The sequence below is a fragment of the Nonomuraea sp. N2-4H genome (assembly GCF_045291505.1).
Lineage (GTDB): Bacteria > Actinomycetota > Actinomycetes > Streptosporangiales > Streptosporangiaceae > Nonomuraea > Nonomuraea fastidiosa.
Genome location: NZ_CP147987.1, coordinates 2,253,094 through 2,266,789 on the forward strand (window position 1 = coordinate 2,253,094; position 13,696 = coordinate 2,266,789).

The following is a 13,696-nucleotide window of genomic DNA, read 5'->3' on the forward strand; positions in this document are numbered from 1 at the left end:
GGGCGTTGAGCCGTCGTGCTCGTCGCCACGTCTTGTGACGGTGGCCCGGCGGGGTCGCCGCGGGCCACCGGGGATCAAGGTCAGCCGGCCACGCGGACCGTGGGCTCGTGGCGGACGGGGAAGTTGACCGAGGCGGCGATGAAGCAGGCCTTGTGGGCGTCGGCGTGCAGCGCGATCGCCGTCTCCACCATCTCCGGCGAGGCCACCGTCACCACCGGCCGCAGCACGACCTCGGTGAAGTGGCCGCCCTCTGCGGTCTCGGCCATGGTGCCCTCGGCGGTGTCGACGTAGCCGGTCACGACGACCCCGGCCGTCGAGCACTTGTGCAGGTACCAGAGCATGTGGCACTGCGAGAGCGAGCCCACCAGGAGCTGCTCGGGGTTCCAGCGCGCCGGGTCGCCGCGGAAGGCCGGGTCCGAGCTGCCGAGGATGACCTCGCGGCCGTCGGCGGTCAGCTCGTGCTCGCGGCCGTAGTCGCGATAGCCGCTGGTGCCGGTGCCTTTGTTGCCGGTCCAGGTGACGACGGTCTTGTGGTGGTGCAGGCGGCTCATCGGCGCTTCGTCCTCGCTCTCGTCGGGGGTTCGGCAGGACGAACGTATCGAAACAGCGTCGCCAGGCTTTCCATCGAGGTGGCTCTTGTTCGCACATTACTCGCATGCGTATATTCGCATACGAGTACTCGGCTGCGAGGGGGCACACCATGGGCAGGCGGCGACCGGTGACCAACCTGCTGGCGCTCGCCGTGCTCACCGCCGTCGTCCAGCGCCCCATGCACCCGTACGAGATGGCCTCCGTCCTGCGGGCGCGGGGCAAGGATCAGGACATGCCCATCAAATGGGGCTCGCTCTACACCGTCGTCCGCAACCTGCACAAGCACGGCCTGCTGGAGGAGGTGGAGAGCCGCCGCGAGGGCGGCAGGCCCGAGCGGACCGTCTACCGCATCACCGAGGCCGGTCGTCGCGAGGCCGCGGACTGGACGCGCGAGCTGCTGTCGGAGCCCGCCAGGGAACCGACGGCGTTCGAGGCGGGGCTGTCGGTGATGGGCGGGCTCGGCCCCGACGAGGTCGGCCCGCTGCTGCGCCGCAGGCTGGAACGGCTGGAGGAGCAGATCGAGGCCGACCGGCGGGCGCTGGAGGCGGAGCGGGCCGAGCTGCCGCGCCTCTTCCTCGTCGAGTCGGAGTACGCGCTGGCGATGCGCGAGGCCCAGGCCGCCTGGGTGCGCGCGCTGGTGGAGGAGCTGGAAGGCGGCACGTTCCCCGGCCTCGACGAGTGGCGGACCTATCACCGTACGGGCGAGCTCCCGGACGGATCGGCGGACGTCGCCGCCAGAGGCGCACCGGACGGCTGACCGCGAAGAGCCCGGCGGAGGTGCTGCAACACCGCCGCCGGGCGTACCTCGCATCCGAAGAACCCCTGAAGCGGAGCCTCGGCCACGAGATGGCACCGACAACGATAGCCGGGCTCCCTTCACATGACCGAACAGAGAGAGGGAGCCCTCATGACCACGACCATCACGGGCGCGGTGACGTCCGCCGACGGCACCACGATCGGCTACCACGAGGTCGGCAGCGGCCCCGGCCTGGTGATCGTGCACGGCGCCATGCAGACCGGCCGCAGCCAGCTCGACCTCGCCCGCGCCCTGGCGGACGACTTCACCTGCTACCTGCCCGACCGGCGCGGCAGGGGAGCGAGCGGCCCGGTGGGCCCCGCGTACGGGCTGGAGCGCGAGGTCGCCGACCTCGGCGCGCTCTTGGAGGCCACCGGAGCCTCCTATGTCGCCGGTGTCAGCTCCGGCGCGATCATCACGCTGCGGACGCTGCTCGCCAGGCCGGGCGGCGTGCGCAGGGCCGTCGTGTTCGAGCCGCCGCTGCTCCCCGACGCCACCGCTCTAAGAGGTCACCTGCGCCGCCTGGAGAGCGAGCTCGACGCGGGCGACACCGCCGCGGCGCTGGTCACCGGCATGAAGGCGGCCGAACTCGGCCCGCCGATCTTCAAGGTGATGCCGCGTCCGGTGCTGGAGCCGCTGACCCGCAGGATGATGAAGGGCCCGGGAGCGTCGTTCGCGGAGCTGGCGCCCACCCTGCGCCAGGACCTCGGACTGGCGCTGGAGGCGGCCGGTGACATGGAGGTCTATCGCGAGGTACGCCCGAAGGTGCTGCTGCTCGGCGGCACCAAGACCCGCCCCTACCTGCTCGCGGCGCTCGACGGGCTGGAACGGGTGCTGCCGCACGCCACCAAGGTGCTGATGGAGGGCCTCGACCACAGCGCCACCTCCGACACCGCCGAGCGCGGCAGCCCGGAGCGGGCGGCCGAGGAGATCCGCCGCTTCCTGCTGCGCGATCAGTAGTTCTTCAGGAACGTGGCCGCGACCGGCGCCGCGACCGCACCGCCGCCGCCACCGCCCTCGACGACCACCGCGAACGCCACGTCGCCCTTGAACCCCATGAACCAGGCGTGCTCGTTCAGGTCATCCCCGGTGCCGAACTCCGCGGTGCCCGTCTTGCCGTGGGTGCCCGCGGGCAGGCCGGCCTTGCTCGCGGTGCCCTTGGTCACCACGGCCGCCATCATCTGGTGCAGCCCTTGCTTGACGTCGTCGGGCAGCTTGCGCTCCTTCGCCTTCTGCTTCAGCGAGGGCACCAGCGTCGGCGGACGCCAGGTGCCGTCGGCGATCGCGGCGGCGACCGAGGCCATCGACAGCGGGCTGGCGGTGATCCTGGCCTGCCCGAACGACTCCGCCGCCAGCTCGGCGTCGGACTGCGCCCGGGGGAAGCTGGCCTTGGTGGCCGGCACGCCGATGTTGAGCGGCTGGTTGAATCCGACGTCCTCGGCCGCCTCGAGCAGCTTCTCCGCGCCCAGCTTCTCCTTCGCCAGCGGCGCGAACGTGGTGTTGCACGAGTGGGCGAAGGAGTCGAGCAGCGACACCGAGCCGAACGACTCCTCGCCGGAATTGCGGATCTTCAGGCCGCCGACGGTGGAGTATTTGGGGCAGGTGACCCGGTCCTGCGGCGACATGCCGGCCGCGAGCAGCCCGATCGCGGTCACCGCCTTGAACGTCGACCCGGGCGGATAGCGGCCGTCGAGCGCCCTGTTGAACCCGCCCACGGTGTTGACCACGGCCAGGATCTCGCCGGTCGACGCCTTGATGGCGACCAGCGACGTGGGCTTCTTCATGTGCTTGACGGCCGTCACCGCGGCCTCCTGGGCGCGCGGATCGAGGGTGGTGCGCACCGGCTCGCCACGCTTGCCCTCGATGGTCTTCAGCGTCTTGTCGCCGAGCTTGATCTCCGTCGTGGGCGTGCCCGCGAGCTGCTTCTGGAACGTCTCCTGCAGCCCGCCGCGCCCCACCGCCTGACCGACCTTGTAGGAGGAGCCGAGCTTGGCGACGTCCTTCTTGGTCGCCTTGTCCAGGTAGCCCACGAGCTGCTGCACCGAACCGCCGACCGCGCCGGTGTCGATGCGCGAGCCCTCACTGTCGGTGATCTCGGCGCGCTCGGGCCAGCGGGTCTTCAGCGCGAACTTCTCCCCGCCGGTCAGCGACGGATGCAGCGTCGAGGGCTTCCAGTCGACCTTCCACGTGCGGTCGGACACCACCAGGTCGATCTTGCCCTGGTACGTCCACTCGCCGACGTTCTTCAGGTCGAGCGTGGCGGTATAGGGGACGCTGGCCCGGTCGTCGCCCTCGGTGACCCGGCCCAGCTCGATCTTGGTGGACTTGACGGCGAGCGCGCTGCGCTGCTGGTCGTACGCGGTGAGCTGCTGCGGCTTGGCCAGCTCCTTCGTCATCGCGCTCTTATCGCCCGCCTGCCAGGCCGCGGCGAACCGCTGCGCGGTCTCGGCCGGTGTGCCGCGCGTGTGCAGCACGTAGTAGGCGCCTCCAGCCGCGGCCCCCACCGCGAGCACGGAGGTCACGGACACGATCGCGATGGTACGGCCCCGCGCCACTGATCAGCCCCCTGCTCCTCGACGACAAGTTACGAGACTAGCGGGAGCTCCCAATCAGGACATACCATTCTCGGCTTTGACGCTGGCGGCGTATCTCGGGACGTACTCCTGGCTGGACAGCTTCTGGATGGCGGCCATGATCTCGTCGGTGACCCGGCGGCGGTCCTGCGCCTTGGTGTGGTCGCCGGTGAAGTGCATGGGCGCGCCGATCGCGATGCCGATGGGCGCGGGGCGCGGCACCTTCGCGCCGTACGGCATCACCTTCTCGGTGCCGCTGAGCGCCACCGGCAGCACCGGGGCGCCGGTGCGCAGCGCCAGCCAGGCCACGCCGACCTTGCCGCGGTAGAGGCGGCCGTCGGGGGAGCGGGTGCCCTCGGGGTGGATGCCGAACAGCTCGCCGCGCTCCAGCAGCGCGGCCGCCTCCTCCAGCATGGCCTGCGCCGAGCGCCCGCTCTCGCGGTCGACCGGCAGGCTGCGGCCGAGCCGCATGAAGAAACCCGAGATGGGGTCGCCGGAGAAGTATTCGTTCTTGGCCGTGAACGTCACGTGGCGCGGCAGCAGCGCGGGCAGCAGGAACGAGTCGAGCACCGACAGGTGGTTGGCGGCCAGGATCGCCGGGCCTGTGCGCGGGACGTACGCGGCGCCGGAGATGTGGGGGCGGCACATCGCATGGACGAGCGGCGTCGAAGCGAACTTGGCCACGTGGTAAAGCAACGAGCTCTCCTGATCGTCGGGCTGGCGGCCACCCCACAATAGAGCAGGCGCCTCGCGGGTGTTGCGGGGCGCCTGAGAAAGCTTTGAGGCCGATGTGGCGGTCGCCTCCTCGGCGAGATGCACAACACGGCTCCAGCCGAACGGTATTCCGTGAAGGCGGTAATTTGCGGCCCGGGGGACACAAACCACATCGGCATCTCGAGTTAAGCACACCGGGGGTCCCTAAAGGTAATCGTGGCGGGCCCTTGGGGCCCTGATGGGCGGCTCTCCGGCGGCCTCTGAACAGGGATTTCCCGCCGCCGTAAATGACCCGACACCGGGCAGACGGCGGGGGTTTCCGTACGCGTCCGGCGGGGTTGGGTGCGGACAGCGGCGGGGTGCGCGTTCAGTGAGGCCGGGTGCTGACGGATGGCGAAGGGGTCAGGTGCGTGTCCAGCGGGGCTGGGCGACGTCGAAAACGCGCTGTTCGCGGCCGCGCAGCGCCACCTCGGCGAACTGCCACAGGATCGCACCGGTCGGCGCGTGGATCACGATGGACGGCCCCAGCGGCATCTGCAGCAGCTCGCCCCGCCAGCGCGGCACGCCGGGTGCGAGGAAACGTTCCAGCGGAACGGCGTGCACCGACGCCACCTCGCGGGGATCGGCCACCGGCTCCTGCGGCCCGCCGAACGCCACCACCGGCGTGATCACGAACCCGGAGTCGGTGACGAAGTCGTCGAGCAGCCCGGCCACCTCGACCCCGGTGACGCCGATCTCCTCGGCCAGCTCGCGCAGCGCCGCGTCCTCCGGCCGCTCGCCGTCCTCGGCGCGCCCGCCGGGCAGCGCCCACTGCCCGGCGTTGCGGCCCGCGGCGGAGCGCCTGATCACCACGACGTACGGGCTGCGCTCGGCGTCCTCGAGCACGCACACCGTGACCCCGGCCCTGCGCAGCCCGTCCGCGGGCGGGACCTGCCGCCGCCGGAAGGCGGCCAGCCGGGCGGTGACCTGCGTGCGCAGCTCGTCGATGGGCGGAAGCACCCGTCAAGGATCTCACGCCGCGCGGAAAGCGCGCCGGCTGCACGGCCTGCCGACCCTGGTCAGGTCGTGGTGAGCAGGATGCCGAGCATGGTGCCGATCAGCATGGCCGCGCCCGCCGCGATGGCGGCCCAGCGGCCGAGCGGCTCGCCGCGCGTGTGCCCGATGATGCCGAGCACCACGCCGCCCAGCCCGAACAGGATGGGGATGAACAGCAGGGCCATGGCCGCGCAGGCGAACCCCATGATGGACAGCATCTGATCGCTCATGCGGGGCTCGTCACGGGGCGTGTGCGGTGTGGCGTCGTACGGGTCATGAGGTGAGGTCATGGGCAGGCTTCTCTCAAGGCGGTGACGCGACATCACACGCCTGGGTGGGCGGAGCTGTCGAGTCGTTCGTTCCCGGCATCGGCCCATCTCAAGCCGCCTGTGGCGGGTCCGGCATGGCCCCGTGGAGACGGTGTCACCGGGCCTTCGCCGAGAGCGCGGCGACCGGCGAGTCCGCCTCCCGCGGGATCGAGAGCCGCGCGGGCAGAGGGCGGTGGTGCAGGACGTCGAGGCGGGAGACGGCGCGGGTGAGCGCCACGTACAGGCGGTTGAGGCCGCGCCGCTCGGCCTCGACGATCGCGGCGGGCTCCACGACGACGACGTGGTCGTACTCCAGGCCCTTGCACAGCGTCGCGGGCATGACGCTCAGCCGCTCTCCCGCGTCGAGGCCCTGGAGCGCGGCGGTGAGCGCGGGGACGTGGGCGTCGGCGGCGATGACGCCGATCGACCCCTCGAACGCCATGGCCTCGCGCACGGCGGCGGCGACCCCCTCGCCCAGGTCGGCGACGCGGGTCACCCGCAGCCGCCCGTCCGACCGGTACGAGCGCGTCTCGGGCACCTCGACCTCCAGCGCGGCCAGCAGCGAGTTGGCCAGATCGACCACGGCCGCCGGCACCCGGAAGCCGGTGGTGAGCGCGACGACGCGGGCCCCGGGCTTGCCGAGCAGCGCCATCCGCTCCGGCCATGAGGTGGCCGCCCACGGGGTGGTGCCCTGGGCGAGGTCGCCGAGCACGGTGATCGAGCCGTGCTCGCTGCGGCGGGCGACCGCCCGGCACTCCATCGGCGACAGGTCCTGGGCCTCGTCCACGATGACGTGCCCGTAGCCGCGTGGCCGCTCGATGAGGGCGGCGATCTCGTCGAGCAGCACGAGGTCGGCCGCCGACCACTTCGCGCTCTTCGCGCTGCGCGGCGGTCTGTCCCAGGTGAGCGCGGCGCGTTCGGCATCGGTGAGCAGGCCCCGAGCCGGGTCGGGGGCGTCGTCGGAGGGGCCGCGCAGCACCTCGTACAGGACCTGGACGGGCTTGACCGACGGCCAGACGGTGTCGAGCCAGCCGGTGACGCCCCGGCCGATCTTGCGCAGCCAGGCGGCGTTGGGGGTGGCGCCGCGCTGCTCGGCCTGGCGTCTGATCGCCTCGACGACGCGGGCGCGCACCCGCTCGCGGCCGACCGCGTACGGCACGGACTCGCGGCGCGTGTCGTCCACGATGCGGCGCAGCTCGTCTTCGTAGACCCGCCACCGGTAGGAGCCGTCGGGGACGGCCACGGGCTCGACCGGCTTGCGTATGCGCCCATAAAGCGCCCTGCGCAGCACGTCCGCCATGCGCACGTCGTGCTTGACGGCGGCCGTGTCAGGGTCGTCGACGGCGGTGACGGGGACGGTGGCGAGCAGCTGCCCGAGCGTGGTCTGCTCGACGTCCATCTCGCCGAGCGCGGGCAGCACGGCGGAGATGTAGCCGAGGAAGGCGCGGTTGGGGCCGAGGACGAGCACGCCGTCCCGCTCGAGCCGCCGCCGGTGCGCGTACAGCAGGTAGGCGGCGCGGTGCAGGCCGACGGCGGTCTTGCCGGTGCCGGGCGCGCCCTGCACGCACAGCGAGGTGTCGAGGTCGGCACGTACGAGGTCGTCCTGCTCCGGCTGGATGGTGGCGACGATGTCGCGCATCGGGCCCACGCGGGGACGCTCGATCTCCGCCGCGAGGATCCTGCTCTCGCCCTCCTCGCCCTGACCGAGCCGCTCGTCCTCGAAGCTCGTCAGGGTGGTGCCCGACCAGCCGAAGCGGCGGCGTACGGCGACGCCCTGGGGGTCGCGGGCGCTGGCCCGGTAGAAGGCGCGCGCGACCGGCGCGCGCCAGTCCACCACCACGGGCGTGCCGCCGTGCTCGCCCGCGATGTGCCGCCGCCCGATGTGGTACGCCCGCCCGCGGTGCTCGCCGGCGTCCTGGCCGAAGTCGAGCCGGCCGAAGAACGGCGGCCCCTCGGGCTCCTCGCTCAGCTCCTTGGCCAGGCTCTTCAGGTGGCGTCCCAGCCGTTCGGCGCTGTAGCGGTCGCCGGCCACGGTCTCGCCGACGATGACGTTCTCCCGCGCGTCCCGGAGCATCCTGCGCAGGCCGTCCTTGCAGCGTTCGACGTACGCGCGCTCCTCGTCGAGCGTCGCCATGACACCTCCCAAAGCGTTAACTCGGTTAAGAGATTGACCAGGTTAACACTTTGCTAGGGTTGGCCTCATGGCGGGACTTCGGGAGCTGCAGCGGCAGCGGGTGCGCGAGGCCATCTCATCGGCGGCCATCACGCTCTTTCTTGAACGCGGCTTCGACGAGGTGCCGGTGACGGAGATCGCGGCGGCCGCGGGCGTGTCCAAGCCGACGCTGTTCAAGTACTTCCCGACCAAAGAGGACCTGGTCCTGCACCGCATCGCCGACCACCTCGGCGAGTCGGCCCGCGTGGTGCGCGGGCGCGCGCCGGGGGAGTCGCCCGTCGAGGCGCTGCGCCGCCACTTCCTCGACGGCCTGGCCAGGCATGATCCCGTGACGGGGCTCAACGACGACCCCGAGGTGGTGGCGTACCACCGTATGGTCTTCTTCACCACGCCCAGCCTGCTGGCCCGGCTGCACCAGCACATGGCGCGCGACGAGGAGCTGCTCGCCGAGGCGCTGGCCGAGACCTCCGACGAGCTGACCGCGACCCTGCTCGCCGGGCTGCTGGTGTCGACCCAGCGGGTGCTCGCCCGGCGCAACTGGGCGATGCTGGCCAGCGGCCGGCCGCTCGCCGAGGTGGAGGCCGAGGCGGTGCGCGCCGCCGAGCGCGCCTTCGCGATGTTGCCCACCTGATCGCCACCGGCATGTTCGCCCGATGACGACTACGCAGAGTATTTGACTGAACACAGAAAGTAGTGGCTAAGATCCTGACTACTCCTTGACCACTTGCATGGCTATGCAGTCTGGAGCATCTGCGGGCTAGTCGTCGGCACTCGAAGGGAGTGAGGGTGAGCGGTTCTTTCGCGCGCCAACGCAGTAACAGCACCGATATGAACGGTCTCGCTCCGTGATGGTCGCGCTCGGCCGCCGCCTGCGTGCCCTGCTGCCGCGCCGAGGCGACCTGGCGGAGATGTGCCGCGAGCCCCGCACCGACCTCATGGCCGGGTTCACCGTCGCCGTCGTCGCGCTGCCGCTCGCGCTCGGCTTCGGCGTCTCATCCGGGCTCGGCGCCGCGTCCGGCCTGGCCACCGCCATGGTCGCGGGATCGCTCGCCGCGCTGTTCGGCGGCTCCGCGGTGCAGGTGTCGGGCGCGAGCGGCGCGATGACCGTCATCCTCATGCCGATCATGAGCGCTCACGGCGCCACCGGCGTGTTCACCGTCGGCGTGCTGGCCGGGCTGCTGCTCATCGGGCTCGCCCTCATCGGCGCGGGCCGCCACGTGGCCATGGTGCCCGCGCCCGTGATCGCCGGGTTCACCGTCGGCATGGCCTGCGTCATCGGGCTGCAGCAGTTCCCCCACGCGCTCGGCGTGCGGGCCCACGACGGCGACAAGGTCGCCGTCATCGCCTGGCACGCCGTGCTCGACTTCCTCGCCCGGCCCCACTGGTGGGCCGTGGGCACCGCCCTGGTCGTCGCCGTCGTCCTGCTCGCCGGGGCCGCGCTGTGGCCCTCCGTGCCGTGCTCGCTGATCGCCGTGGCCGCCGCCACGCTCGTCGCCGAGATCGCCGGGCTGCCGCTGGCCCGCATCGGGCCCCTGCCCGCCGGGCTGCCCGCGCCGTCACTCGGCTTCCTCGACCTGGACGCGCTGCCGTCACTCATCGCCCCCGCCGTCGCCGTGGCCGCACTGGCGGCGCTGGAGTCGCTGCTGTCGGCGACCGTGGCCGACGGCATGACCGGCCGCGCCCGCCACCACCCCGACCGCGAGCTGTTCGGCCAGGGCGTCGCCAACCTCGTCACCCCGATGTTCGGCGGCATGCCCGGCACCGGCGCCACCGTGCGAACGGCCGTCAACGTGCGCTCGGGAGCCCGGTCCCGGCTGGCCGCGCTCGCCCACGCCCTCATCCTGGGCGCGCTCGTCTACTCCGCCGCCGGGCTGGTCGCCCGCATCCCGCTCGCCGCGCTGGCCGGCGTGCTGCTCGCCACCGCCGTCCGCATGGTCGAGATCGGCGCCGTACGCGCCATGGTCCGCTCCACCAGGGCCGACGCCGCGGTGCTCGTTCTGACCGCCGTGGCCACGCTCACCCTCGACACCGTGCTGGCCGTCATCCTCGGCCTGGTCGTCGCCGGAGCGCTGGCGCTGCGGGCCATCGCCGGGAACGTCCGCTTCGACCAGGAGCCGCTCCGCCACGACCTGCAGCCCCAGCACACCGTGGAGGAACACGCCCTGCTGGCCGAGCACATCGTCACCTACCGCCTGGAAGGGCCGCTGTTCTTCGCCGCCGCCCACCGCTTCCTGGTGGAGGTGTCGGCGGTGAGCGGGGTGTCGGTGGTGGTGCTGCGCATGCGCCGGGTCACCACCATCGACGCCAGCGGCGCGCTCGTCCTCGGCGACGCCGTCTCCCGGCTGGAGCAGCGCGGCATCGCCGTGTACGTCTCCGGCATCCCCGACGGGCACCATCGGCCTCTTGAAGCGCTCGGCGTGATCGCCCGGCTGCACCAGGCGGGCCGGGTGTTCGCCACCACCGACGAGGCCATCGCGGCCGCTCGCGAACGCCTCCACACGACGGGCGTCGTCCCCCGCCTGGCTGGCTGACCCCGTCTCACGCGGCCCCGGACTCGCGATGTACGCGGCCCGGGCCGGTTCGCCCGGCGGGACCTCGCCGCGGTCCTGCCGGATCCCTGACGTGCGCGGCCCGGGCGGGCGGGCCGCGCACACCCCCGGGTCGCGACGCGCGCTGCCTGCCCGGGAGGCCTGCACGCGTCCAGGGTTGCGACGCGCGCTACCCCCTCCCCGAGACGATCGGCACGCGCCGAGGGCGGGCTGCGATCCAGACGGGGAGTGCGCGGAGGGCGCGCTCGGAGTCGCGCGGGGCGGGACAGACGGTCAGGGCTGCGACTGGCAGCGGGTGGTGATGTGCGGCGGTCAGGGGTGTGCCGCGTGGCAAGCGGTGGTGTGCGGCGGGCGGGGTGTGCGCCGTGGCGGATGGTGATGTGCGGCGGTCAGGGTTTGGGCTCGTAGCGGGTGGCGATGGCGGTGGCGCGGGCGTGCAGATCGTCGCGTAACCACTGCGGCGACAGCGCCTCGGCGGCGGCGGCGAGCTGCCACAGCGCCCACACGGCGTGCCTGCGGTCCTGGAAGGACACCAGCAGCCGCAGCCAGCCGTCCGCGCCGGTCTCCTCGGCGTGCACGGCCAGCGCGGTGCCCACCAGTTCCTCCCGCCGCTCGGGGTGCACCCGCAGCTCCACGGTGACCTGGTCGTCGCCGTGGCGGAACCGGGTGCTGCGCTCCTGCCAGGCCCGGTCGAGATCGACGCGCTCCGGCCGCTCCGCGGGCTCGTCCAGCTCCTCGGCGGCCAGCACACGCGACAGCCGGTACGTGCGGTCCTCACCCGAGCGGATGGCCAGCAGGTAACCGCGCCCGCGTACGGTGACCAGCCCGATCGGATCGACCGTGCGCCACGACGGCTCCCGGCCGGGGGTCGCGTAGTGCAGCCGCAGCCTGCGCCCGGCGAAGACCGCGCCCAGCACCGCGGCCATCACCGCGTCGGGCACCTCGTCCATCGGCATCCGGCGCGCGAGCAGATCGGTCTCGGGCTCGATGAGCAGGCGTTCCGCGGCGCCGGCCGCCGTGTCGCGATGACCGTCCGGCAGCGCGTCCACCACCTTGAGCATCGCCGAGGCCAGCGCGGAGCCGAGGCCGAACGCCTGCGCGCCGCGCCGCGACCCGGCGACCAGCAGGGCGAGGGCTTCGTCGCGGTTCAGCCCGGTCAGCTCGGTACGGAAACCGGGCAGCAGCGCGAAGCCGCCGTGCCGCCCGCGTTCGGCGTAGACGGGGACGCCGGCCGCAGACAGGGCCTCGATGTCGCGCAGCACCGTCCGGGTGGAGACCTCCAGCTCGCGGGCCAGCGCGGTGGCGGTCATCCGGCCGTGCCGGCGCAGCAGCAGCACCAGCGCGACCAACCGGTCGGCACGCATGCGAAAACCCTACAGAGATACACGACACAAGATGTCGTGATTTGTCGGAAGGCTGAGCTGCGACGCGAACAACCGCGCCGGCGCGCCATCGTGCGCCGGCCGATACGGAAGGAGCCGATATCACCATGGAGCGAACGGCGGTCAACCCGTGGCCGTGGTCGGTGGAGCTGGGCTACAACCAGGCCGAGCTCGTCTCCGGGCACACCAGGACGCTGTACTGCTCGGGTCAGACCGCGATGAGCGCCGACGGCAAGCCGCAGCACGCCGGTGACATGGCCGCGCAGCTCGCGCTGAGCCTCGACAACCTGGAGGCGGTGCTCGCCGAGGGCGGCATGTCCCTGGCGAACCTCGTCCGGCTCAACGTCTACACCACCGACGTGGACCGGGTCTTCGAGCACTACGGCGTGCTGGCGGCGCGGCTCGGCGCGGCCGGGGTCGCGCCGGCCACCACGATGCTCGGCGTGACCCGGCTCGCGCTGCCTGGCCTGATGGTCGAGCTGGAGGGCACGGCGGTGGCCTGACCCCGGCCCCGCGCCCGCCTGGCTCAGCCGGGTCCCGGCCCGTCCCCGGCCCCGGCATCCCGGCGGATTCAGACCGGGCAGGCCGGGGCTCCCTGCTCAGGCCAGAGGCCGGGGCTGGGGGAGGTGCAGGCGGTCGACCGCTTCCCTGCGGGTGCGTTCTGGGCGGCGGTCGTAGCGGGCGGTGGTGGCGGGGGAGGCGTGGCCGACCAGGGCCTGCGCGGTGGCCAGGTCGACGCCCGCGTCCAGCAGCTCGCCGATGAACGTGCGGCGGAAGTCGTGCGGGGTGCGCCGCGCCGCCCTCGCCGCCTCGAAGCGCCGGGTCAGGATGTCGGAGATGCCCTGCCCGGTCAGCCCCACGGGACGCCCGTCGCGCATCCGCAGCCGCCCTGCGGTGCTGATCGGGCTGAACAGCGCACCCGGCGTGGTGCCGCGCACCGCGAGCCACCGTTCGAGCAGCCCGATCGCGTCGGCGGTCAGGTAGACGAGCCGTTCCTTGTCGCGCTTGCCGCGCACCCGCAGCGAGCGCGCGCCGGGGTCGTAGTCGGCGAGCGTGAGCCCGCCCAGCTCGGCGCGGCGGCAGCCGGTCGAGTAGAGCACCGCGATCAGCGCCGCGTCGCGCCTGCCCGCGGGGGAGTCGTCGCAGGCCGCCAGCGCCGCGCCGACCACCTCGGGCGGCACGTGGTGCCCGGCGGGCAGCCGGCTCTGCCGTACCGGGGCCAGGTCGGAGGCGCGCGCCATGTCCTCCGCGCTGGTCTGGCCGAGCCGCCACGCCTCCTTCAGCACCCGGCGCAGCGCCACCAGATGCTTGTTGATGTACGCCGCCGACCAGCCCTGCTCGGTGAGCATCGTGCGGATGCGCACGGTGTGCTCGTACCGCAGCAGGTGCCACGGCTGGCCCGCGCCCGTCGCGTTCTCGTCGCCGGTGAGCATGCGGGCCAGCCGGTCGAGGCAGCCGCGCATGGTGCGGCGCGACTCGGGGCTGGTCAGGGAGTCGAGATAGACGTGGTACGGGTCGCGCGCCGGTTCGACCGCCGGCGCGCCCGGTGCGGATACGGCGGGCAGGCTCACCCGG

The 13,696-nt window shown here is 72.8% G+C and carries 13 protein-coding genes; 5 read left to right on the plus strand and 8 right to left on the minus strand.

Annotated elements, in window-relative coordinates; all coding sequences use genetic code 11:
* Positions 1-80: 80 nt before the first annotated feature.
* Positions 81-551 (minus strand): OsmC family protein, encoded by a 471-nt coding sequence (locus WBK31_RS10235; RefSeq protein WP_364064936.1) that lies wholly within the window; start codon positions 549-551, stop codon positions 81-83.
* Between the two features lie 104 nt (positions 552-655).
* On the opposite strand from WBK31_RS10235, the gene WBK31_RS10240 reads away from it, so the two are divergent.
* Positions 656-1,348 (plus strand): PadR family transcriptional regulator, encoded by a 693-nt coding sequence (locus WBK31_RS10240; RefSeq protein WP_406674697.1) that lies wholly within the window; start codon positions 656-658, stop codon positions 1,346-1,348.
* A 150-nt stretch (positions 1,349-1,498) separates the two neighbouring features.
* A complete protein-coding gene (locus WBK31_RS10245) occupies positions 1,499-2,347 on the plus strand; it encodes an alpha/beta hydrolase (RefSeq protein ID WP_364064931.1) in 849 nt (282 codons plus the stop codon).
* On the opposite strand, the gene WBK31_RS10250 is transcribed toward WBK31_RS10245, so the two are convergent.
* The 5 genes from WBK31_RS10250 to WBK31_RS10270 form a co-directional block, all read right to left on the minus strand.
* Positions 2,341-3,915, minus strand: coding sequence for a penicillin-binding transpeptidase domain-containing protein (locus tag WBK31_RS10250; RefSeq protein ID WP_406674698.1), 1,575 nt, complete (start codon positions 3,913-3,915; stop codon positions 2,341-2,343). The two genes, WBK31_RS10245 and WBK31_RS10250, sit on opposite strands and share 7 nt — an antisense overlap.
* Positions 3,916-3,996: 81 nt before the next feature.
* Positions 3,997-4,644: a lysophospholipid acyltransferase family protein gene (locus WBK31_RS10255; protein ID WP_406674699.1), complete on the minus strand. Its 648-nt coding sequence runs from the start codon at positions 4,642-4,644 to the stop codon at positions 3,997-3,999.
* Between the two features lie 432 nt (positions 4,645-5,076).
* Complete coding sequence (locus WBK31_RS10260; protein ID WP_364064923.1) at positions 5,077-5,673, minus strand: CoA pyrophosphatase; 597 nt, start codon at positions 5,671-5,673, stop codon at positions 5,077-5,079.
* Positions 5,674-5,732: 59 nt separating this feature from the next.
* Positions 5,733-5,999 carry a hypothetical protein gene (locus tag WBK31_RS10265; RefSeq protein ID WP_406674700.1) on the minus strand — a complete coding sequence of 89 codons (267 nt, stop codon included), beginning with the start codon at positions 5,997-5,999 and terminating at the stop codon, positions 5,733-5,735.
* Positions 6,000-6,132: 133 nt separating this feature from the next.
* Positions 6,133-8,151 (minus strand): HelD family protein, encoded by a 2,019-nt coding sequence (locus tag WBK31_RS10270; protein ID WP_406674701.1) that lies wholly within the window; start codon positions 8,149-8,151, stop codon positions 6,133-6,135.
* Positions 8,152-8,218: 67 nt separating this feature from the next.
* On the opposite strand from WBK31_RS10270, the gene WBK31_RS10275 reads away from it, so the two are divergent.
* Together WBK31_RS10275 and WBK31_RS10280 are read left to right on the plus strand one after the other, a co-directional pair.
* Positions 8,219-8,821 (plus strand): TetR family transcriptional regulator, encoded by a 603-nt coding sequence (locus tag WBK31_RS10275; protein WP_378789946.1) that lies wholly within the window; start codon positions 8,219-8,221, stop codon positions 8,819-8,821.
* Positions 8,822-9,038: 217 nt separating this feature from the next.
* Positions 9,039-10,721: a SulP family inorganic anion transporter gene (locus WBK31_RS10280; RefSeq protein WP_406675470.1), complete on the plus strand. Its 1,683-nt coding sequence runs from the start codon at positions 9,039-9,041 to the stop codon at positions 10,719-10,721.
* A 407-nt stretch (positions 10,722-11,128) separates the two neighbouring features.
* Here the strand turns inward: WBK31_RS10280 and WBK31_RS10285 are convergent, their stop codons facing one another.
* Positions 11,129-12,103 (minus strand): WYL domain-containing protein, encoded by a 975-nt coding sequence (locus tag WBK31_RS10285; RefSeq protein ID WP_364064911.1) that lies wholly within the window; start codon positions 12,101-12,103, stop codon positions 11,129-11,131.
* Positions 12,104-12,228: 125 nt separating this feature from the next.
* On the opposite strand from WBK31_RS10285, the gene WBK31_RS10290 reads away from it, so the two are divergent.
* Positions 12,229-12,624 carry a RidA family protein gene (locus tag WBK31_RS10290; protein WP_364064908.1) on the plus strand — a complete coding sequence of 132 codons (396 nt, stop codon included), beginning with the start codon at positions 12,229-12,231 and terminating at the stop codon, positions 12,622-12,624.
* Between the two features lie 96 nt (positions 12,625-12,720).
* Here WBK31_RS10290 and WBK31_RS10295 read toward each other — a convergent pair whose 3' ends face one another.
* The gene (locus WBK31_RS10295; RefSeq protein ID WP_406674702.1) at positions 12,721-13,692 is read right to left on the minus strand and encodes a tyrosine-type recombinase/integrase; all 972 of its coding nucleotides are present in this window, start codon (positions 13,690-13,692) and stop codon (positions 12,721-12,723) included.
* Positions 13,693-13,696 lie beyond the last annotated feature (4 nt).

Excerpts from the sequence above, each read along its gene's own strand:
- WBK31_RS10280 (WP_406675470.1), top strand. The coding sequence starts at position 9,039 with ATGGTCGCGCTCGGCCGCCGCCTGCGTGCCCTGCTGCCGCGCCGAGGC.
- WBK31_RS10245 (WP_364064931.1), top strand. The coding sequence starts at position 1,499 with ATGACCACGACCATCACGGGCGCGGTGACGTCCGCCGACGGCACCACG.
- WBK31_RS10285 (WP_364064911.1), bottom strand. The coding sequence starts at position 12,103 with ATGCGTGCCGACCGGTTGGTCGCGCTGGTGCTGCTGCTGCGCCGGCAC.
- WBK31_RS10290 (WP_364064908.1), top strand. The coding sequence starts at position 12,229 with ATGGAGCGAACGGCGGTCAACCCGTGGCCGTGGTCGGTGGAGCTGGGC.
- WBK31_RS10240 (WP_406674697.1), top strand. The coding sequence starts at position 656 with ATGCGTATATTCGCATACGAGTACTCGGCTGCGAGGGGGCACACCATG.
- WBK31_RS10275 (WP_378789946.1), top strand. The coding sequence starts at position 8,219 with ATGGCGGGACTTCGGGAGCTGCAGCGGCAGCGGGTGCGCGAGGCCATC.
- WBK31_RS10270 (WP_406674701.1), bottom strand. The coding sequence starts at position 8,151 with ATGGCGACGCTCGACGAGGAGCGCGCGTACGTCGAACGCTGCAAGGAC.
- WBK31_RS10235 (WP_364064936.1), bottom strand. The coding sequence starts at position 551 with ATGAGCCGCCTGCACCACCACAAGACCGTCGTCACCTGGACCGGCAAC.
- WBK31_RS10265 (WP_406674700.1), bottom strand. The coding sequence starts at position 5,999 with ATGACCTCACCTCATGACCCGTACGACGCCACACCGCACACGCCCCGT.